14 protein-coding genes are annotated in these 22,823 nt (G+C 32.9%); 8 read left to right on the top strand and 6 right to left on the bottom strand.

The genetic code is table 11. The features are described from left to right. The first annotated feature begins 9 nt into the window (after positions 1-9). The 5 genes from NYQ10_RS09075 (at position 10) to ilvA (ending at position 5,829) form a co-directional block, all read left to right on the top strand. On the top strand, positions 10-189 hold the full coding sequence (locus NYQ10_RS09075; RefSeq protein ID WP_289880155.1) for a DUF5522 domain-containing protein: 180 nt from the start codon (positions 10-12) through the stop codon (positions 187-189). A 10-nt stretch (positions 190-199) separates the two neighbouring features. Then, on the top strand, positions 200-1,177 hold the full coding sequence (locus tag NYQ10_RS09070) for a 2-hydroxyacid dehydrogenase (RefSeq protein WP_289880153.1): 978 nt from the start codon (positions 200-202) through the stop codon (positions 1,175-1,177). Between the two features lie 530 nt (positions 1,178-1,707). Further along, positions 1,708-3,687: a urocanate hydratase gene (locus NYQ10_RS09065; protein ID WP_289880151.1), complete on the top strand. Its 1,980-nt coding sequence runs from the start codon at positions 1,708-1,710 to the stop codon at positions 3,685-3,687. 23 nt (positions 3,688-3,710) lie between these two features. Beyond that, positions 3,711-4,250: a DUF4136 domain-containing protein gene (locus NYQ10_RS09060; protein WP_289880149.1), complete on the top strand. Its 540-nt coding sequence runs from the start codon at positions 3,711-3,713 to the stop codon at positions 4,248-4,250. Between the two features lie 334 nt (positions 4,251-4,584). Then, positions 4,585-5,829, top strand: a complete 1,245-nt coding sequence (gene ilvA, locus NYQ10_RS09055; RefSeq protein ID WP_289880146.1) for a threonine ammonia-lyase IlvA — start codon at positions 4,585-4,587, stop codon at positions 5,827-5,829. An 87-nt stretch (positions 5,830-5,916) separates the two neighbouring features. Here the strand turns inward: ilvA and NYQ10_RS09050 are convergent, their stop codons facing one another. Next, entirely contained in the window at positions 5,917-8,334 is a 2,418-nt protein-coding gene (locus tag NYQ10_RS09050) for an RICIN domain-containing protein (protein ID WP_289880144.1), read from the bottom strand. Positions 8,335-8,712: 378 nt separating this feature from the next. Here NYQ10_RS09050 and NYQ10_RS09045 point away from each other — a divergent pair, with 378 nt between their 5' ends. Both NYQ10_RS09045 and NYQ10_RS09040 read left to right on the top strand, forming a co-directional pair. Beyond that, entirely contained in the window at positions 8,713-9,123 is a 411-nt protein-coding gene (locus NYQ10_RS09045) for a group III truncated hemoglobin (protein WP_289880142.1), read from the top strand. Between the two features lie 119 nt (positions 9,124-9,242). Beyond that, a complete protein-coding gene (locus NYQ10_RS09040; RefSeq protein WP_289880140.1) occupies positions 9,243-11,006 on the top strand; it encodes an aromatic amino acid hydroxylase in 1,764 nt (587 codons plus the stop codon). A 117-nt stretch (positions 11,007-11,123) separates the two neighbouring features. Here the strand turns inward: NYQ10_RS09040 and NYQ10_RS09035 are convergent, their stop codons facing one another. From NYQ10_RS09035 to NYQ10_RS09015, 5 genes are all read right to left on the bottom strand, one after another. Further along, a complete protein-coding gene (locus tag NYQ10_RS09035) occupies positions 11,124-11,753 on the bottom strand; it encodes a DUF4230 domain-containing protein (protein WP_289880137.1) in 630 nt (209 codons plus the stop codon). A 148-nt stretch (positions 11,754-11,901) separates the two neighbouring features. Next, a complete protein-coding gene (locus NYQ10_RS09030; protein WP_289880136.1) occupies positions 11,902-14,220 on the bottom strand; it encodes a BamA/TamA family outer membrane protein in 2,319 nt (772 codons plus the stop codon). After that, positions 14,204-19,315 carry a translocation/assembly module TamB domain-containing protein gene (locus NYQ10_RS09025; RefSeq protein ID WP_289880134.1) on the bottom strand — a complete coding sequence of 1,704 codons (5,112 nt, stop codon included), beginning with the start codon at positions 19,313-19,315 and terminating at the stop codon, positions 14,204-14,206. The genes NYQ10_RS09030 and NYQ10_RS09025 overlap by 17 nt, the downstream gene beginning before the upstream one ends. A 264-nt stretch (positions 19,316-19,579) precedes the next feature. Beyond that, positions 19,580-20,539: a GSCFA domain-containing protein gene (locus tag NYQ10_RS09020; protein WP_289880130.1), complete on the bottom strand. Its 960-nt coding sequence runs from the start codon at positions 20,537-20,539 to the stop codon at positions 19,580-19,582. A gap of 87 nt (positions 20,540-20,626) precedes the next feature. Further along, positions 20,627-21,406 carry a hypothetical protein gene (locus NYQ10_RS09015; protein WP_289880129.1) on the bottom strand — a complete coding sequence of 260 codons (780 nt, stop codon included), beginning with the start codon at positions 21,404-21,406 and terminating at the stop codon, positions 20,627-20,629. A 248-nt stretch (positions 21,407-21,654) separates the two neighbouring features. Here NYQ10_RS09015 and NYQ10_RS09010 point away from each other — a divergent pair, with 248 nt between their 5' ends. Then, positions 21,655-22,785, top strand: a complete 1,131-nt coding sequence (locus tag NYQ10_RS09010; protein ID WP_289880127.1) for a matrixin family metalloprotease — start codon at positions 21,655-21,657, stop codon at positions 22,783-22,785. Positions 22,786-22,823 lie beyond the last annotated feature (38 nt).

Genomic DNA, 22,823 nt, shown 5'->3' with positions numbered 1-22,823 from the left:
AGCAGATTTATGAAAGAGCAAAGTAATGAAAATAAATTAATCGAAGGTGAAGATTTTTACTATACGCCTGAAGGTTATAAATGCTTTACTAAAAAACATCATTTAAAAAGAGGTTATTGTTGCAAAAGCGGCTGTCGCCACTGTCCGTACGGATATGATAAAAAAACAGGACGAATAAATAAAAATTAGAATACCGCAAATGAAGGTTTTTATCAATAAAAATATACCAGAAGCTGGCATTTCGCTACTTCAGGAAAAAGGAATTAAGCTAACTATAAATCCTACCGAAAATATTTTATCGCGAGAAGAGTTTATAAAAATCTGTCAGGAAAATGATATTCTTTTGAGTGTTGGAACCAATACTCATTTAGATGAAGATTTTTTTCAGCAATGCCCGAATTTAAAAGGAATCGCGTTATTTTCTGTCGGATTTGATTCGGTTAATATTCCGTCTGCAAACAGCAGAAAAATTCCTGTTGGAAACACACCTGATGTTTTAAGCAGAGCAACTTCAGACGTTGCTTTTTTATTGATGCAAAGCGTTGCTAGAAAATCATTTTTCAATCATAAAAGAATTCTAAACAACGATTGGGGAAGTTTTGATCCGTTGGCTAATCTAGGACAAGAACTTTATGGTAAAACGCTAGGAATTTTCGGTTTAGGCAGAATTGGTTTTGAAATGGCTCAAAAATGCAAAGCTGCATTTGGAATGAAAATTATTTATCATAATCGTTCTCGCAAAGAAGGTGCAGAAAAAGAACTTGATGCTAAATACGTTGATTTTGAAACTTTACTTTCAGAAAGTGATGTTTTAAGTGTTCATGCGAATTATACATCAGACAACAACGAACTTTTCAATAAAAACACTTTTGCTAAAATGAAACCGAATTCAATTTTCATCAATACAGCAAGAGGAAAATTTCATAATGAAAATGACTTGTTTGAAGCTTTATCAAATAATACAATCTGGGGCGCAGGACTCGATGTAACGAATCCAGAACCTATGAAACCTGACAATCCGTTATTATCGCTTTCTAATTGCTGTGTTTTACCACATATTGGTTCAGCAACATACGAAGCCCGAAACGGAATGGCTGTTTGCGCTGCACAAAATGTAATTGCGGTTATTGAAGGCAAAAAAATGCCGTTTTGTGTTAATGAAGAAGTTTATTCTTAATGAGATAATGTGGCAATTTGAAAATTAGATAATTTAAAAAAAATCTAAAATTTTTAAAATATCAATCTAAAATCTAAAATCAACAATCTAAAATATCATATATGGATATTCGTTCGAGAAAATTTAGGATTACGATTTACAAATCGTATCACAGGTCGGATATCCGTTATCCCTAGTTTTTGTAATTAGAAAATGTGGCAATTTGTCAATGAGTCAATTTGAAAATGAGATAATTTAAATAAATTTCAGATTTTAAATTGCAATTTTATTGGGTAATATTTCGCTCCGCTGGAGCTTTTGTATTGGGGGTTATTGTTTTTCTATAAATATTTCGCCTTTCCAAGGCTTTATTTTTCAGCTCAAGAGGAGCGGAATATTTATAGAAACCATTTTACCGTTTGTCACATTAAAGCCCCAGCGGGGCGACATAATTTTAAAAAACAAAAAATTAATCTGTTGTTAATCTAGCTAAAATACCTTAGCATTTTAGTCCCGAAGCCTCGGGATAGCAACTTAGCATCTCTAAAAAAATGACTTTTAAAGAACAAATACAACAAGGAATTCCTTCTATATTGCCTCCAAAGCAAGCATACGATCCAGCAATTAATCATGCTCCGAAACGAAAAGAAATTCTTTCGGCAGAAGAAAAAAAACTGGCTTTAAAAAATGCCTTACGTTATTTCGATCCAAAACATCATGCGGAACTGATTCCTGAATTTTCAGAAGAATTAGAAAAATACGGGCGTATTTATATGTATCGTCTTCGTCCAAATTATAAAATGTATGCTCGTCCAATTGACGAATATCCAGGAAAATCATTGCAGGCAAAAGCGATTATGCACATGATTCAGAACAACTTGGATTATGCTGTGGCGCAACATCCACATGAATTAATTACGTATGGCGGAAATGGAGCTGTTTTTCAAAACTGGGCACAATATTTATTGACGATGCAATATTTGTCTGAAATGACAGATGAACAGACTTTAACCATGTATTCTGGACATCCAATGGGATTATTTCCTTCTCATAAAGAAGCACCGAGAGTTGTTGTAACAAACGGAATGGTAATCCCGAATTATTCAAAACCAGATGATTGGGAAAAAATGAATGCATTGGGAGTTTCACAATACGGACAAATGACGGCGGGAAGTTATATGTATATTGGTCCGCAAGGAATTGTGCATGGAACCACGATTACAGTTTTAAACGGCTTTAGAAAAATAAAACAAAATCCAGAAGGAAGTTTATTCGTAACTTCTGGGCTAGGCGGAATGTCGGGAGCTCAGCCAAAAGCAGGAAATATTGCAGGTTGTATTACGGTCTGCGCCGAAGTAAATCCGAAAATTACTAAAATTCGTCACGAACAAGGCTGGATTAATGAAGTTGTAACTTCTACAGACGAATTGGTCGCTAGAGTAAATTCGGCGAAAGCCAAAAAAGAAACTGTTTCAATTGCTTATTTAGGAAATGTGGTTGATGTTTGGGAACGCTTTGATCAAGAAAATATTAAAATTGATTTAGGTTCTGATCAAACTTCACTTCATAATCCGTGGGCTGGTGGTTATTATCCGGTTGGAATTTCTTTTGAAGAAGCAAATGATTTGATGGCAAACAATCCAGAATTATTCAAAGAAAAAGTTCAGGAAACGTTACGTCGTCATGCGGATGCTATTAACAAACACACTGCAAAAGGAACTTACTTTTTTGATTACGGAAATGCCTTTTTACTTGAAGCTTCACGCGCTGGAGCCGATGTAATGGCAGAAAATAATATCGATTTTAAATATCCAAGTTACGTTCAGGATATTATGGGACCAATGTGTTTTGATTATGGATTTGGGCCTTTCCGTTGGGTTTGTACTTCTGGAAAACCTGAAGATTTATTAAAGACAGATGCAATTGCTTGCGAAGTTTTAGAAGAAATGGCTAAAACGGCTCCAAATGAAATTCAGCAGCAAATGCAGGATAATATCAAATGGATTAAAGGCGCGCAAGAAAATAAACTGGTTGTAGGTTCGCAAGCTCGAATTCTTTATGCCGATGCCGAAGGAAGAATCAAAATTGCAGAAGCTTTTAACCAAGCAATTGCAAAAGGTGAAATTGGCGCAGTAGTTTTAGGACGTGATCATCACGATGTTTCGGGAACAGATTCTCCTTATAGAGAAACTTCTAACATTTACGACGGTTCTCGTTTTACGGCAGATATGGCGATTCATAACGTAATTGGAGATAGTTTTAGAGGAGCTACTTGGGTTTCAATTCATAATGGCGGCGGAGTTGGCTGGGGAGAGGTTATAAACGGCGGATTTGGTATGGTTCTTGATGGTTCTAAAGAAGCTTCAAAACGTTTAGCTTCAATGCTTTTCTGGGATGTTAATAACGGAATTTCAAGACGAAGCTGGGCTCGAAATGAAGGTGCCGTTTTTGCCATAAAAAGAGCCATGGAAGTCGAACCTTTATTAAAAGTAACTTTACCTAATATAGTTGATGAAAATTTACTAAATTGATAGAACATTTAAATCCTTAAAACATGAAAACACTTAAATTAATTCCGCTTTTTTTGCTTTTGATCCTTTCTTCATGCAGCAGTGTTACAGTATATTCTGATTACGACAAAACTGTCGATTTTGCGCCTTACAAGACTTTTGCTTTCTTTAAGCCCGGAATTGATAAAGTAGAGATTTCTGATTTGGATAAAAGACGTATCCTAAAAGCAATCGATGCCGAAATGCAAGCTAAAGGACTTACAAAAAGTGAAAATCCTGATTTATTAGTAAATATTTTTACAAAATCTAGAGAACAAGTAAATGTAAACCAATTTAGCGCTGGCTGGGGTTACGGTTGGGGTTGGGGTTGGAATCCGTGGATGATGTACGGAGGAAACCAAACTACTGTTTCAACCTCAACAGAAGGAACTTTATACATCGATTTAATTGATGCCAAAAAGAAAGAAATGATTTGGCAAGGTGAAGGTCAGGGAACTTTAACTAGAAACATCGATAAAAAAGATCAAAAAATTGCTGAGTTTGTAAACAAAATTTTGGCTCAATATCCGCCGGTTAAAAAATAGTTTTCAGTCGCAGTTGTTAGTTTTCAGCTTTTGCAAAACTTTAAATAGTTGTAAACTTTCAAAAAAAATAATACTTTTGCTATTCAATCAGCTAAAAAAATGAAAAACTTTAACAACATTATTATCGCTATTATTAGCATTATTGCAATTCAGCAATAATGGCGAGGTGTTATATAAGTTTGTAAAATATAATTTATAAAAACCTCCCACATCGGGAGGTTTTTTATTTTAGAAAATAATCTATTTGCCACAGATTAAAGGATTTTCACAGATTAAAAAAATCATTATAATCATTATAATCATTATAATCTGTGGCAAAAAACAAAAACAAATTATGAGTTTATTTAACGAAGTACTTAATGCAAAAAAGCAACTTGAAGATGTAGTGGCTGCAACTCCTTTAACCCAGAATTTAAATCTTTCAGACGAATTTGAATCTACTATTTTATTAAAAAGAGAAGATTTACAAATTGTAAGGTCGTACAAAATTAGAGGCGCTTACAATAAGATTTCTTCTTTAAATGAAAAAGAAAAAATAAGCGGAATTGTTTGCGCCAGTGCTGGAAATCATGCTCAAGGCGTTGCCTATTCTTGTAATCTCCTAAAGATTCAAGGGAAAATTTATATGCCGAAAACCACTCCAAAACAAAAGGTAAAACAAGTACAATTGTTTGGAAAATCGTTTGTAGAAATTGTTTTAACAGGAGATACTTTTGATGATGCTTACGCTTCAGCAACCGCAGATGCAATCAAAAATCATAAAACTTTTATTCATCCTTTTGATGATGAAAAAGTAATTGCAGGACAAGGTACAGTTGGTTTAGAAATTTTAGAAAGTTATAAAGAACCAATCGATTATGTTTTTGTACCTATTGGCGGCGGCGGACTGGCTTCGGGACTTTCAGAAGTTTTCAGGCATTTAAGTCCGCATACTAAAATTATTGGAGTTGAACCAAAAGGCGCGCCTTCAATGAAAACCTCAATTGAAGAAAATCAAAATACAGTTTTAAAAACTATCGACAAATTTGTTGATGGAGCTGCTGTAAAACAAGTTGGAGACAAAACTTTTGAAATCTGTCGTTACAATTTAGAAGATATAATTTTGGTTCCCGAAGGAAAAGTCTGTACGACAATTTTGCGTTTGTATAATGAAGAAGCAATGGTTGTAGAACCAGCTGGAGCTTTAACAATTGCAGCTTTGGATTTTTATAAAGAAAAAATTAAAGGAAAAAATGTAGTTTGCATCGTTAGCGGAAGCAATAATGATATTGAAAGAACTGCTGAAATAAAAGAACGTTCTTTACTTTACGAAGGTTTAATGCATTATTTTATGATTCAGTTTCCACAGCGTCCTGGCGCTTTGAAAGAATTTGTAAATAATATTTTAGGACCAGACGATGACATTACTTATTTTCAGTTTGCTAAGAAAAATAGTCGTGAAAAAGGTTCTGTAGTAGTTGGTTTAGAATTAAAAAACAAAAATGACATTATGCCAATTAAATTAAAAATGACTGAAAATGGTTTTGAATTTCAATATTTGAATGACAATCAGGATTTGTTTACTCAGCTAATTGGATAATTCATTAAAATATAAAAAGGCTGTCAGATGGGACGACAGCCTTTTAAAAATCCAATAAAAAATTACTAATTGAATCTTGGACTCTACTTATTGCTTTAATACTTTTTTAGAATAAGATCCTTGACCATCGTTTACTTTTACAATGTAAACTCCTTTTGGAAGTCTTGAAATCTCAATCGCGTTTTGATTTCCTTTTATAAAATTTATAGTCTTTTTCAAAACGGGCTGTCCTGTTACATTGAAAATCTCAACATCAGCAATTCCTTCATGATTAGTATCGATTTTTAAATGATTATTGTTCTTATCAACAAAAATCGTCATATCATTTGAGTTGTTCTCTTCGACTGGAATTTCTTGAGCAGCCAAAGATTTTTTTGCCGCTGAAGATTCAACCTGAACAAGTTGCCATTGCTGATTTAATCCTCCAGAATAATCCCAAACTTGAATATTTGCTCCGTTTGCTGTAGAAACGTTTTCAACATCTAGAGATTTGCCTGTATTTACATTGGTAATTTTATAGTAACCTCCGCCAAGACTAGCGACTGTCCATTTAAATTCATTAGAACTTGAAAACGATTTTTGCTGTACTTTTAGTCCATTTGCTGTTCCATTATTTTCAACAGCTAAATACATACCTGTTGATTTTACAATAATGTAATAATTTCCGCTTCCCGCCGAAACAAATTTCCAGCGCTGGTTATTTCCTCCTCCATTTGTTATATCGTATTGCTGAATACGTCCTCCGCTCGTGGTAGAATTATCGGCAACATCTAAACCTTTATTGCTATTTCTTGAAATGATATTATAATATCCTGGAAAACCAGTTGTTGCAGCTGTTACCGTTATTGCGCTTGTTGCTGTTTTTGCACCATCAACAGTCGTTACAGTAATGGTAGCATTTCCAGCAGAAACGGCAGAAACTAGTCCGTTTGAATTTACAGTTGCAACTGAAGTATTACTTGAACTCCAATTTACGGCAGTATTTGTTGCATTATTTGGAGAAACCGTAGCTGATAATTGCTGTGTTTGTCCAGCCGTAATTGTTGCAGAAGTTGGACTTACACTTACTCCTGTAACCGCAATTGGATTTGCCGTTCCCCAATTGAACGTAACCGCCGATGAAGCAGGAACTGCATAATTGAATGCTGACGAGCCTGAAACAACTTTTATTGTATTTGACGATCCGCCAGAGTTATAAACAACAAGCGCCGTTGATCCATCGGGGTTTTTAAATGCAACTGAAGCAATGCTTCCGTTTGTACTAGAAGAAGCAATTCTTACTGCTCCTGATTTTACAAATTTCGAAATCTGCCCAATGATATAATAAGCAACATTTCTAGTATAACTTGTACTATTATTAACTGTAATTGCGCCTAAACAACTTGTACATCCTCCCGGAGTTCTCGGACCAAAACTTGGATTATTAGCAGCATTCCACTCCAAAACTGTTTTAGACCAATTGGTTGTACTTCCAATAACAACGTTTTGCATATGCCAGCCAAAATCTCCGCTAAAACTTCCGCCCGCGCCAGTATATTGTTCTGTAAAATAAACGTTTTTTCCCGTTTGAGTTTTTACAGTCGACATATTCGCAATATTTCCTAAGTACAAATGAAATGCCGCTCCATCGACATAACTGCTGTTATTTAAAACATCGATTGGATAATCTGGATTGTCGCAATTATGATCAAAAGCAATGATTTTTACATTTCCATAACCCGCTGCAGCCATTTGAGGTCCAAGTTGTTGATTGATAAAATTCTTTTGTTCGGTAGAATTCATTAACATACTTGGTTCATTATGTGGATTTTCTGGTTCGTTTTGTGGTGTAATTGCCCAAATATTAATACCTTGTGCTTTCATAGCATCAAAATATTTCACGAAATATCTCGCATACGCAGCATAATATTGCGTTTGCAAAGAACCTCCAATCCAAGAGCCATTTGTTTTCATCCATCTTGGAGCAGACCAAGGTGTCGCCAAAATTTTAATGTTCGGATTAATTTGCTGAATCTTTTTGATAATCGGAATTAAATACGTCAAATCCGGTCCATTCAAACTAAAATTGTTCATATTCGTATCGCCCGAAGTTTCGTTGTAACTGTAAGAAGAACTACTTAAGTCAGAAGCCGCAATACTGATACGAACAACGCTCGCATTTAGTCCAGTTGTTGGATTGTACAAATCATTTAATAACTGATTTTGTTGCGTCGCAGCCATCGCGCTGATTACTTCGCAACTCCCTTCGGTTAGCGTATAACCAAATCCATCCATCGTTTGATACGTTGTTCCTGCATTTACTGTGATTGTAGAAGGATTTGTTCCCGAATTAGTTCCGAAACTTACGGAAGCTTGCTGTTGCAATAATTTAGTTTGATCTCCAGTGGTCATCCACGGAGTTACGGTCTGAGCATTTAAGCTGTTTAAAAATAAAAGCGAACTGCAAACTAATAGCTGCAACGCTTTACTTACCCGATTGGTAGGTGTTTGAGTAGTTTTGTGCATTTTTTGTGGTTTTGTGGTTTGATAATTAGTTTTTTCTCATTTATTCGGTTTTATTTTACTAAAACACCACAATATTATGAGTATTTTTACAATATTCTCATTTATAATACTTTACAAATACACATCAAATTCAAAATTTTGATATAACAAAAACTCATCTAATTATTTTTTAAAATATTAATAATCAATATTTTAAAAAATTAAAAATCATAAAAAACTTACCTATTAAAATCAAAATAACTCATCAAAAAACTATCAATCTATACAAATCCTTACAAAATGCTTTTTTTATGAGTAATTAAAGGGGTTAATGATAAATATCAGGAAAGTAAAAGAAAGATAAATTGTATTTTTGCACCTACTTTAAATACAGAAAAAATGGCAACTCTTAAAGATATTTCCACAATAGAAGACATTAAGCAAATGGTTGACAGCTTTTATGGCAATGTTAGAAAAGACGATTTAATCGGTCCTATTTTTAATGACAAACTGCAAGATCGCTGGGAACCACATTTACAGAAAATGTACGGCTTTTGGCAAACCATTTTATTTGATGTTCGAGCTTATTCAGGAACACCGTTTCCACCGCACAAGCAATTACCAGTAGACAAAACACATTTTGACCGATGGATTGCCATTTTTAATTCGACAATTGATTCACAATTTGCTGGACCAATTACTGAAGAAGCTAAAATGCGCGCTACCAATATGGCTTTCATGTTCAGTCATAAAATTGAATATTTTAGGAATGCTGAAAACGAAATGAGAAATTCTATTAAGAAATCTTAAACGCCAAAAACTCACAAAAACGCAATAAACATTCTTTTGAACAAAACTTTTGTGATTATTATCACAAAAAAGGCGGTTTAAATTCGTAATTTTACATTTTAACCTTGAAAGTTTTCGAAATGAATCCAAATATTGAAACCAATCCGTTATTAGAAAAATTGCCTAAACATTTACAGCAATTTATTAAACCTCAAGATTATAGCGATTATACTCCTATCAATCAAGCGGTTTGGCGATATGTGATGCGTAAAAATGTAGATTATCTTTCTAAAGTGGCGCATCATTCTTATTTGGAAGGTTTACGCAAAACAGGAATCGAAGTTGATTCTATTCCGAGCATGTACGGCATGAACCGAATTCTGAGCGAAATTGGTTGGGCAGCGGTTGCCGTTGACGGGTTTATTCCTCCAAATGCCTTTATGGAATTTCAAGCTTATAATGTTTTGGTTATCGCTTCTGATATCAGACAATTAGAACATATTGAATATACTCCCGCTCCAGACATCATTCACGAAGGTGCCGGCCACGCTCCTATTATTGCCAATCCTGAATATGCAGAATATTTAAGACGTTTTGGAGAAATTGGCTGTAAAGCGATCTCTTCTCATAAAGATTATCAAATGTACGAGGCGATTCGTTTGCTTTCTATTTTGAAAGAAGCCGAAGATACTCCACAAGAAAAAATTGACGAAGCTGAAAAAGCAGTTTCCGATTTACAAAATGATATGGCCGAATTGTCTGAAATGGCGCAAATTAGAAACTTACATTGGTGGACAGTTGAATACGGTTTGATTGGAACTGTTGAAAATCCGAAAATTTATGGTGCTGGATTGCTTTCTTCTATTGGTGAAAGTGCACACTGTATGACGGATAACGTAAAGAAAATTCCTTATGATATTTCGGCTGCCAATCAAAATTTTGACATTACGCAATTGCAACCTCAACTTTATGTTACTCCAACTTTTTCTCATTTAAGTCTAATTCTGGAAGAATTTGCCAATAAAATGGCTTTACGAACTGGAGGGCTTTCTGGAATTAAAAAACTAATTCAGTCGAATGCTTTAGGAACAATTGAGTTGAGTACAGGCTTACAAATTTCTGGAGTTTTTACTAATGTAATTGAAGAAGAAGGAAAACCTGTTTATATTCAAACTACAGGAAAAACAGCACTTTCTAATCGTGAAAAAGAATTAGTTGGTCACGGAACTTTAACACATCCGCATGGATTTGGAAGCCCGATTGGGAAATTGAAAGGTTTCAATCTTGCCATTGAAGATATGAGTCCGATGGATTTACAGGCTTACAGTATAGTAGAAGGCGAAAAGATAAAACTTGAATTTGAAGGCAACATTATTGTTGAAGGCGAAATAATTACAGGTTCTAGAAATCTTCATGGAGAAATCATTTTAATCAGTTTTAAAAACTGTACTGTAACTCATGGAGAAACTGTTTTGTTTCAACCTGAATGGGGTAATTATGATATGGCAATTGGTAAAAAAGTAATTTCTGCTTTCTCTGGACCAGCCGATGTAAATAGTTTTGACTTGATTAATATTGTTCCGTCAACAAAAACGATAAAAGCAAAACATACTGAAGAGCGTGATGAATTAGAGATTTTATATGCATCTGTTCGAAATATCAGAAACAATAAAGAATCTAAAACTGAACTGCAGCCTGTTTTTGAGAAACTAAAAATCAACCATTCTAATGACTGGCTTTTAAGTATTGAAATTGCTGAACTTTTAAAAGATTCTGATGAAAAACAATTACTTCAAGAAATATTGGTTCATTTAGATCAATTGAAAATAAAACGCCCTGAAATTGCGCATTTAATTTCTGGCGGATTGGATTTGATTTTTGATAATTTGCCACAAAGGCACTAAGGCGCGAAGTTATTTTTGATAAAACTTATTTTTATCTCGCAAAGACGCGAAGTCGCAAAGTTTTTTACTTAATAAGTTTGCTTTGCGACTTCGCGTCTTTGCGAGATTCTTTTAAAACTACAATTTCAAATCCTGAGTTAACTCCGTTTCAGATTCGATAGTTTTACCGTTGTATTGCAGTTTCCAGCCCATTGAATTGGTTAGAATTAAAATCTTAGACAATTCGCTAATTAATCTATTTTGAGCGTTTGTTTTTAATGTAGATTTTTCGATTTTTTTAGCCAGATTTGCTTTTACCGATTTATTGATTTTATTATAATCGTCTCCAGTAAACGGATTCAGCTTGCTTTGTTCGACATCATAAAACTTAATATCAGGATTTATTGTGATTTCTTCTTTTGGAATATTTAAAATCGTAATCGTTTTATTCTTTTCATCAATATCATATTTAATTTGATGCAAATCGTAGGCAACGGTAACATTTGCATTTACAACAACTAAGGCTTTCTTTTCAAAAGAAACCATATCCATTAAATATTTCTGCTGATTTTTATAGGTAATAACCTCAGAAAAATGACCTTCGGTGACAACCAATTTACCAACATTAAGAATCTGCTGCTGAATTAAATTGGTATTATATTCAATATCTGAATCGTCTTTTTTTTTGAACTGGCAATATTTAAAAGCCAAAACAATTAATAAAACGATGACACTAACTCCAATAATTCTTTTGATCAAGTTTTGCATTCTACTAAAATATTTAAGAGCAATTTACTTCTTTTTTTAGTTTTTTCTGCCACGAATTTCACGAATTACAGTAATTTTTTTCAAAAGCGAATCAATTTAGAATTAGTGGAAATTTGTGAAATTCGTGGCAAAATAAAAAACGAAAATCTTAGAATGGATATCCAATCGCAATATTCAAAATAAGATTGTCTTTTCGCCAAGAACTGCTTCCAAAATTAATATCATCAATAACCCATCTTTGTCCGTCTGGTAAAGCTGGATTTCTAAGCGGAATGGCTAAATCGGTTCTTAAAATCAAAAATGATAAATCGAAACGTAAACCTGCTCCTGCTCCAACTGCAAGTTCTTTCATAAAATCTTTAGAAATTTCAGCTCCTGGTTTATTCGGATCGGCATGCAAAAGCCAAATATTTCCGGCATCTAAAAAAACTGCACCTCGAACAATACTAAAAAGCTTTGCTCGATATTCTGTATTAAACTCTAATTTTAAATCGGCAGATTGATCTGGAGTAAAATTATTATTTGTCGGCGGCGGAATAACATAACTTCCTGGACCTAAAGTTCGCGCTCTAAAAGCTCGAATACTATTTGTTCCTCCAACAACAAATTGCTTAGATGTTGGTAACGCATTCGAATTTCCGTAGGCAAATCCAGCTCCAACTATTAATCTGCTAGCTAGCTCACTTTCTTTTCCTAGTTTTAGATAATGTCTAAAATCAGTTTTAATTTTCACATACTGGCTGAAAGGAACATCGAATATTTTAATCGTATCATTTTTTTTGATATTTGCCCCCGTTATCATACCAGTTAAATTTCCTGCCAAATCTAATTCACCATTAAAATAGATGGTGTTTTTTCGGCGTTTTTGCATCGTATTGGTGTACGTATAATTATAGGTTGGACCAAAAATTAACTGCTTTTCGATTACCCTTCTTAGCGCTTCATCTTGATCAATATCTGCCATATATTCTGCCGTAACATGATTAGGACTTACATATGTTACATCAATCACATTTAACTGGTGTTCTTTACGAATATTTTCCTTCCACAAATAACCAAATGAAGTATTAAATGAATTCAAGGCATACAACTGTGTTCTTTTTTGATATTCGTAACGTATTGTCGCTTTGGTTCTTGGAACAAATTCGCTGTTTCCTTCAATATTAAATGGCGTAATAAATCGTGGCCAAGTCAAGCTAACTTCTCCTCCAAGTTTGTAAATATTTTTACCTTTGTTTGCTCCTCCTAACTGAAAATCTGCTCCTCCAAAAACCGAAGCCGTAAACAATTCTGCTCCTTTAAAAAAGTTTCGATTGTTCCAGTTTACGTTTAATTCTGTACCCGTATAACTCGCCGAATTGGTTTTTCCGATTACCTCAACACGAATAAACTTTTTAGGCAATAGTGTAAGATAGTAATAAGAATCTAAAGTATTCGGAATTGAATCTGACGGCTTAAATTCGTTCTTAACAAAACTGAAAGTTCCAAGATTTACAAATCGATTTAAAGTCAAATTATGGTCTTTTCGGTTGTAAACATCGCCTTTTTTAAAGTAAATTGTTCGGTCGTAAATTCTTGGTTTAAAAGTATCTGTGGTATCAATTATCGTAAAATCTTTGTATTGGGTAATATTTCTTTTTCTATAAACTGCGCTGTCATTGGTTAGAGAATAATTTGGATAAACGAAGATTTTATCAATTTTATAAGCCGTCATTGCTTTTGCAGGCGTATCATCTTTTATAACCAATCTGATTTTTACTTCGTGATCTCCTTTACTGCTGTCAACCTTTGCCAAAATATAATCTGGATTAAAATAGAAATATCCTTTCTCCTTTAATCGTGCGTCGATTCTTTCTCTTTCCGCTTTAATAACATCCAGATCGTATGGATTTCCAACTTTTAATAAACTTCTTCTATGGCTTTTTGCAATGATTTTAGACATTTTTAAAGAGTCGTCGGGAAAAATAACGCTTTTTATAATGTATTGTTTTTTAGGTGTAACGGTATATTCCGCTGTAACTCTTTTATTTCGAACAGTCGAATCGGCACTAACTCTAACTTTAAAATAACCTCTATTTTCGGCAAAGTTTCGCAAAACAGAAGCGTTATAATCTAAATCTACTTGACTGAAAAGTACTGGCGCTTCTCCTACTTTATTGCGCAGCCAATATCTCGTTCCTTTGTCTTTTTTGGGTTCTCCAGCAAGATTGTAAATCAATAATTTTGGTCGTAAACCAAAAATTTGTTTGTTAGGTTTTGGACGCAACAAACCTTCTAGTTCTGTTTCTAAAGCTTTTCGATCTTTCTTTTTCATAATCGAATCTTTAATTGTAACCGAACCGCCTGTATAAAGCAAATCGCCTTCAGGAAGGTATTTTGTATTACTGCATCCTAAAACAAAAAATAAAGCAAGGAGTGCTGTACACTTTATAAAATAGGCTTTTATATGATTATGTTTTTTGCTCATTTCCTTTAATTTGATTTTCATCTTCGTTTTCCTGCAGTTTTTCTTTTTCTTTATCCGCTTTCTTCTTTTGCTTTTCTTTCTCTTTGCGGATTTTTTCTTCTTTTATCAATTGTTTTTCTTCTTCTGTACGATGGAAAAGTTCTCTGAATTTATTGTAACTCATAGTAATTACAAAAGCAACTCCAGTTTCTATAACCTGACCTTCAACCGCAACTTGATATTGGTTTTTACGATACGCACGAACCATATAACGTCCGTCTTTTGTTAATTGATAATCTAACGCCACATCGCCCGCAATGTTGGTGCTTTCTTCGTTGGCACGTTCTTGTCCTTCCACACCAAAACTGCTTCCAACGGTAACCTTCAATCGATCGTCGAGTAATTTTTTAGAAACTTCAACATTTAGATCTGTTCTGTTTTGCATCGTTCCTGTTGTGTAATCTTCTGTCGATTCTAAATCGAAATTGACTTCAAATCCTGTAATTAAATCTCCTGCAAGATTATTTAATTGCTGAGAAAGAATCTTGCTCACACTTTGTCTAGCAAAAGATTCTGCATTTGTACCGCCGCTTTCACTAGAAAACGGATTTTCGCCCACAAATCTGTTCAATAATAAAAGTGCGAAAACCTGCTTATTAAGTTCTGCTGGATCTTGTTCCAACTGTTTTAATTTGGCTTGAGTAAGTTCTACAACATCCGAAGAAACATTATAATTTCCTTCAGGAAGTACAATTCCGAATGAAATTTCTGGTTTCAATAATTCTCCATTCATTTTCAGTAAAGTCTGAAAAGGAAGTTTTTGTTTGTATGTATTTTGAACCGTCTGAGATTCTCCTTTCAATTGATTTCCTAACAAATCAATTGGAGCTGTATTGACTTTGTAAATTGCAGTTATATTTAAAGTCGCCATTGTCGGTTCGCCATTCCAGGTAATAAAACTTCCTTTTTGGATATCGAATTTTCTTTTTATTCCGTTGAAATTCATCTGATATGAACCATCCGAAAACTCATATTTTCCAGTCAAAGTTGTTTTTCCAGATTGATCGATTCCGCCAACTAATTCTGCTTCTCCTTTCAAATTCAAATAATCGCCATTTGATTTATCAATCAGCAAAGTTAATTCTGCTTCTTTATCAATCGAAATCGCGACATTAACATCCATTCCTTTTATTTCAGACTGATTCAATTTATTCTGCATATCTACAGTTTGTTTGAGATACACATTGTCTTCATCTACAAATTCTACAATTCCTTCACGATCTGCTATAGAAGGATCTGATTGTGGCATTACAACCGTAAATTTGGTTTCTTTATTGATTTTGATTGATCCGTCGACAACCGGACTATCCAAATCGCCTTTTATATTTAGTTTTGTATCTAAAAATAAATCTCCGTAGAATAAATCGTTGTCTTTTGCTTTCGAATTAATTGCTCTAAAATTATCAGCTTCAACCAGTAAATCGAAATTGTATTTTCTAAAATCAGCCGATTTTATATTTCCGTTTACGTACAATTCGTTATCATTTTCATCAAAAAGAGAGAATTTATCAAATGAAATGGTTTCGTTATTAAACGTGATTTTTTCTTTCCCAATTTTAAAATAAGAATTCAATTGAGTTACTCTGAAAGCAGCGTCATTAAAATTCAATTCTCCGTTAATTCTTGGCGTTTCTGTATTTCCTGTAATATTAAAATTTCCAGATAAATATCCCGATCCTTCGGTAATATTGTCCATACTAAAACCTTGAATACTTTTGATATTCAACTTATTAATATCGACATCAAAATCAAAAGTTCCAGCGTCCAATTTATAATCGCCAGTTAATTTCAAGTCGTTTCCTTCATCGCTCAAACTTACATTTGCGGCAAGTGTGTTCGCGGTTTTATTGTCAACCTTTATCTCTAAATCGCCAACTTTATCTCCCTTAAAAGTAAAATCATCAATTTTTAAATCGGATGTAAAAGTCGGATTCGTCATTACATTTTCTACCAACGCATTTCCATTAATCAAACCTTGCATTAACAATTCGTCTTTTTTAACCATATTCATAATGGTCTCAATTTTGAAGTTTACAAAATCGACTTGCAAAGGCGCATTATCTTGAGTTCCTTGCGATTGAACTTTTAATTCATTTCCGTTATTATTCAGATTAAACTTGTTGACGTAAAGTCGTTTTTCTCCAAATTCGATTGCATTTTCTGGATCAACATTCCATTTATCATAATTTAAAACAAAATTTTCGGCATCTAATTTTAAGATGTTTTTAGAATCTTCCGCTTTAAATTCACCCGCAATAAAATATTGTTGTTTTTGTTTAGCATCCTGAACTTCAAGTGCGTAATCTAAAATATTATTCTGAACTTGCCCTTTTAAACTCGTAAACGGAATTTTTAAAGAACCGCTTTCAATTGTTGCAATAGAAATAGAATATTCTAGGGCATTTTCTTTAGCTTCAATATTTATTTTTCCGTCAGAAATCGTGTTATCGCCGTAAGTAATTCTCGGAATTGTTCCTCTAACTTCCAAAGAATCTGTTACATTATTGTATTTTCCAGTAATTTTAATTGGCTCTAAACCTGTTAGTTTCGGAACCAATTTAAACAAAATCGGATCATTGTCTACGGTAAGCGTAAAAGCCAATCTTTGCTCATCAGATTCGCCTTTTGCTTTAGGATTTTTCAAATCGATATATTTTGACAACGATTTTTTCATCGCTGCAGCAAGTGTTGTCAATTTGTATTTTCCGTCAACTTCTGCTTTTAAAAACTGAGAAGAAACTTTAATATTATTTCGAGAATCATCTGAAAAAGCAATTACACGAACCGAATCCAGAACAATTGGTTCTTTGTCTTGCAAAATTTGAACATTCGAAAGAAAAACTTTTCCGTTCAAATAATCAGGATTACTATTTGTAATATCCGCATCGACATTTCCGCGAAGTTTCATCGGACCGGCATGCAGATTGAGTTTTTCTAAATCGGCAATATCCAAGTTTAGTTTCAATTTTACAGTCGGATATTTATCTTTTGTATCGCCCGAAGCCGTTAAATCAAAATTTAGATTCGGATCTTTCATTCCAGATTTTACTGCAAAAGAACCATTTTCGATATTTCCTTTTAAAGCCAAATCTTTGTAAGTGTATCGATTAAAAACCGCTTTTTGCACCAAACCGTCGATTGCTGCATTTGCCGTTTTTGGGTCTAAACCGGTTCCTTTTACTTTCGCTTTAAGCGTAATTTTTCCAATCGAATCATTTTTAATTAATCGTCCTAAATCGAAATCAAGAAAATAAACCGTTGCATCGTATTTTTCTCTTTTTTTAATGCGCTGATCAAATAAAGCATCAACTTTTGCATTTCCGAAACTGCTGTTTAAAGCCAGATTCGTTTTGAAATTCTGAACAGAACCTTTGAATTTTCCTTGCAAACTTAATTGCGACGGAATTTGAATATTCTTCGGAATTGTTCCCGCCGGCACAAACATATTAATGTCTTTTGCAGTGCTCGAAATCTTTTTAATATTCAAATCGTAATAGGCTTTTTGTGCATCGGGCAAGCCAGCGATTTTCCCCGAAATCGAAACTTTTGTAGAGCCAATTCCGCTCATTTCAAATTTCGAAATATTCAAATCTTTTACTTTTCCGCTTACACGGCTATCAACGTAAAGAATCGCATTTGGATTACTCTTAAACGGATTTGTATTTTGAAGATCGGGAACAAACAATAGAACGTCTTTAAAACCGATTTTGGATTGCTTTAAATTGGCATCAATCGCCAGATTTCCTAAATCTTTTTGAAGTGATTCAAGTGATTTATATTCTGCTTTAACTTTATCTTGTACAAGCGTTTGCGGCGTTTTCAAATACAAATTATCCAACGAAGCATTTTTTGGTCCGTAAAAGAAATCTGTTTTTAAAGCTTGAATTTGTAAACCGCTTTTTTCGTTTACGGTTAATGTTTTGATATTTCCAGAGATAGTATCATTTCCATAATATAATTTTTCGGCTTTGAAATTGAATTTACTCAAATCTAAATGCGCGTAATCTAAACCTTTTGTTTTTGGTTTCGATTGCATATCATCAAATTTGAAAGCTATATTTTCTAGATTTGTATCTTTCAATTTTACTTTCCAACCCGCTTGTTTTATAGAAGTTGTATCTAAATTTGGCGCATCAATCTGTTTGTCTTTTGCTCCTAATCTTAGATTTCCGCTTAGGTTTTTTACTTCGAAAGTATCGAAATCTAAAAGCTGATTGTTTAAATCAATTTTATTGACCGCTAAATTCAAATTTCCTAAACGAATGCCCGAATTAAGTTTTGAATCTTTATTATCGTATAAAATATCAATTTTAGAAAGTGCAACTTTTCCAAGATTTAAATTGAAATCTGGGCGTTTCGAAATTGTATCGACAGTTTTTACCGAAACTTCAGCAATTTTCTCCACAACATCTTGATCTAAAACGACTTTCAATCCATTCAAATTGATGTTTGGAATATTAAAATTCATTTTATCCAAATCAAATTCTTTGAATTTAGTATCAAAATGTGTCAGATTTACACGAATATCATTTTTAGAAAAATCATCTTTAAAATTGAATTTAACTTGATCGAGATTTACTTTCACAACCGAAATTTTGAAAGGTTTAGCATTTGGATCTTCAACTTTTGGCTCTTTAGATTCAAACGCTTTTATAATGTAGTCGAAATTGAAAACGCCTTCTTTATTTCTTGAAATATTCGCTTTTACATTTTCAAGAGAAACCGAATTGATTTCTAGTTCGCTGCTAACCAATTTAAAAAGATCAACATCGACTTCTAAACGATTACCAGCCAGCAAAGTATCTTTTTTTTGATCTTCAAAATAGAAACCTTCAAGAACTACATCTTTTGGAAATTTTATAGAAATATGGTCTAAAGAAACTTTGGTTTTAATTTTGCCTTGAAGGTAAGTAATCGCTTTATCTTTAACGAAATTTTGAACCGACGGAACTTGAATTAAAATAATGAGAAGTAACAAAAGTGTAATCAAAGAACCCACACACCAAAGCAGTATACGAAGTGTTTTTTTTAAATAATGAATGGATTTCTTATTCATACCTAAGTAAAATCGTTAAGTTTAAATGCTTGGGAAAAGCATAAATTGGTCATTTTACAAAAATGTAAAATTTAAACCTTAACAATTTACATAATTATGAGGAATTATTCTAAAATTCAACTGTAAAACAGTCAAAATTCTTACTGTTTAATTTAAAAAACTTTGCGCCTTTGCGTCTTTGCGAGATTTTTTTAAGTTTCTATTAAGCAAACTTTTTTAGCTCTCGCAAAGACACAAAGGCGCAAAGAAAAATAATTACTTTTCTCAGAATTTTATATTCGGTAATTTATCTCCTAAAAGATTAATTTTCTGCTGGAGTTTTGTCAAGAATTTTTGATGCTGTTCTGATTCTGGATTGAAACTTCTATGACGAAGACTTTTCTGGATTTCATCAACTTCCTGCATGATTGAAAAACTTTCTTGAGAAATATAATTTTCACTGAAAAGTTTCCATATATAATCTATTGCAATTTGATTTGGGTGCAGCATATCTCCTCCGTAAAAACGATAATCGCGAAGTTCATCCATCATTATTTCGTATGACGGAAAATAATTGTGAATTGTAGATTGTGAATTATTAATTTTTAAAACTTGATGCAGCGCCGTAAATAAATGAGATTTGCTTAATTGATTTTCTACGAAACCATCTTTTATATGACGAACTGGCGAAATCGTGAAAATAAAATTGGCATTCGGATTTAAATTTTGAATTAAATCAACTGTATTTTGAATGCTTTTTTGAATCGTTTCGACCGATAATAATTCTTTTGAAAATTGTTTTTGAGGTACTTTATGGCAATTCGCAACAATTTCTTCGCTTTCTGTATTTCTGTAAATCCAAGAAGTTCCCAAAGTGATAATTATGTGAGTTGCTTCTTTTAATTGTTTGTAGGTTTCTGAAACTGCTTTATTTAATGTTTCTAGCAATTCTTGTCTATCTGAATTACTTAAATCAGAATGAACTTCAAAACTATGCCAACGCTCGCTATGAAAAAAAACGTCTTTTTCTTCAAACATTTCTAGTTTGCAAACTCTGCTAAATAATTTTTCGATAGAAACTGGATTAAAAATAATTCCAAACGGATTGGTTTCGTTTTGAAATTTAAAATAATCGAATTTCTCCGCCATATTTTCTGCAAAACAAGAACCAACAGAAAGTATTTTCGAATTATAATCAATCGGATTATTACTTTTTGAAATTGGTATTTGAGTTCTGAATTGCATGTTTTATAATTTAAACACGAATTTCATCAATTTTAACCAATAAAAAAACCAAATACAGAAAGTATTTGGTTTTTATGAATTCTCAAATCAATATGTATATTCAATTTCGTATTCTATTGATGTTCCGCTGCTGTAAGAAGTCTGTTTTGTTGGATAATCTTTATCGTTATAAATATAGCTTGTCAAATAAGTAGCCGTATTAGAATTCTGAGATGAGCTGAAAGTAGTTTTTACCGCATTATTTTTACCGATTTCGCTAATTTCATTTAGAAGCAAATTGAAGCCCAAAACATTTTTAAGCGGATTATTTTTTGCATCATATTCATAAACATAAGTTGTGTTTCCTATTTTATGTTTCACAAGATTACCATTTTCATATGTTAAAACACCTTCACTATCTTTAGTTTCTACTTTCGTAATCTTATCTACTCGATAATTAATATATGAAATTGTTCCGTTAGAAGAATGAGTATAAACCGCCTTTTGGATATATTCTCCATCTGCATATTGAGAAGAAATACCTTCTTTGAAAATTCTAGTTTTTAATTTTCCGTTTTCGTAGGTATAAATTGCTTCATCTGTTTTCGTTTCTTTGCCTTGCAGATCAACATCAAACACTTCTTGTTTGGTTATAACATCTCCGGTATAGGTAAAAATAGTTTTTGAATTTTCGTCAATACTGCTAACAATTCTATTTCCATCATAGCTCAATGTGCTTTTCGTATTTGTACCTAAATATATATTAGGATATACATAAGAAATTGTTTTTGGCAATATCGATTTGTCTTCAGAATTACTATTTTCTTCGCTAGTACAAGAACTTGCAATTAAAGACAATACAGTAAAAATGGCTAGTATTTTTTTCAATTTTAAATGAAGTTAAGATTTGATTTGTTATTTCAAAATAAATCAAACCTATCTAAAAAAGCAATAAAATCTTACCTTATTTTAATATAAAAAAAACTTTTAAAGGCTTTTCAAAGCAAAAACATCAAACTATTCTAAGTTTCGTTTTCCTCTAAAAGACATATTTACAACATTATAAGACACAATTAGAATGCAATCAAAAAAAATATTTGTCCTTATTTTAACTTTGCATTTCTAAAAAAATAAATATGCAAAAAGTTATTAAATGGTGTATTTTTTCTTCATTTTTTCTAATTCTTTCATGTAATAATGAAGAAAGCCAAATTTCTAATGATGATGAAATATCATTTTGCAGTTTTAATTTTATTGAATTTAAATCTGATCCTGTTACCAAACCAAATGCAGCAATTATAAATTGGCCAAGATGGCAACCTGGACAAACCATTAAAATTAAATTTTTAGACGGAGACGCTGATGCTCAAGGAAAAGTAAAAAGAATTGCTGGTGAATGGACAAAATATGCAAATCTAAAATTTGAGTATGTTGCCCAAAATGAATATGCCGATATTAGAATAGGTTTTAATGTAGGAAATTATGGAGCGTGGTCTGTTTTAGGAATGAAATCTGCTTATGGCAATACCAACGAACAATCTATGCGATTAGGACCTCTTACAGCCGCAAACGAAGCTTCGATAAGAAGAACAATTTTACACGAATTCGGACATGCGTTAGGCCTTATTCATGAAAATTCAAGTCCAGCGGCAACCATAAGTTGGGACTTACCAAAAGTTTACAAATATTATAATGATTTAAATGGCTGGTCTAAAGAAGAAGTTGATGAGTTTGTAATAAAAAGTCCTGAATCAACTAATTACAGTCAATATGATCCGCTTTCTATCATGCATTATTATGTTCCTGCAGCGCTTACAACTAATGGAATTGCTGTAAACGAAATGACTGATTTATCAATTATTGATATAAAATCGATTAATGAATGGTATCCTTTTCCGATTCGGTCTGTTGTAGAATCTGGAGAAAGAATAGATTTTATTCCTTGGACAAAAGCCATCAAATCTTCAAATGGTTTATTTGTTTTACAATTCGATTCTGGAATATTAAGCATTAAAAATCTTGAAAATGATACAATAACTTGGCAGGCAGGAAATCCAAAATACTATTATCGCCCTTCATGTTTTTTACTATCTGACGGAAATTTGGTTATTAAAGGACATGCTTCTGGTTTTAACGCTCCCGAACAAATAATTTGGACTTCTAATACAACCGGTTATCCAGGCGCAACCTTACATTTAAAAGACGATGGAGATCTTCAATTAATTTATAATGGAATTGTGAAATGGTCTTCTAAATTAGGAAATTAGTAAAAAGCTATAGAGGTTTTTCTAATTGTTTTTTCGAT

This window comes from Flavobacterium johnsoniae (assembly GCF_030388325.1).
GTDB lineage: Bacteria > Bacteroidota > Bacteroidia > Flavobacteriales > Flavobacteriaceae > Flavobacterium > Flavobacterium johnsoniae_C.
The sequence above is the reverse complement of the archived record's forward strand: the minus strand, read 5'-3'. Positions and strand labels throughout refer to the sequence as shown.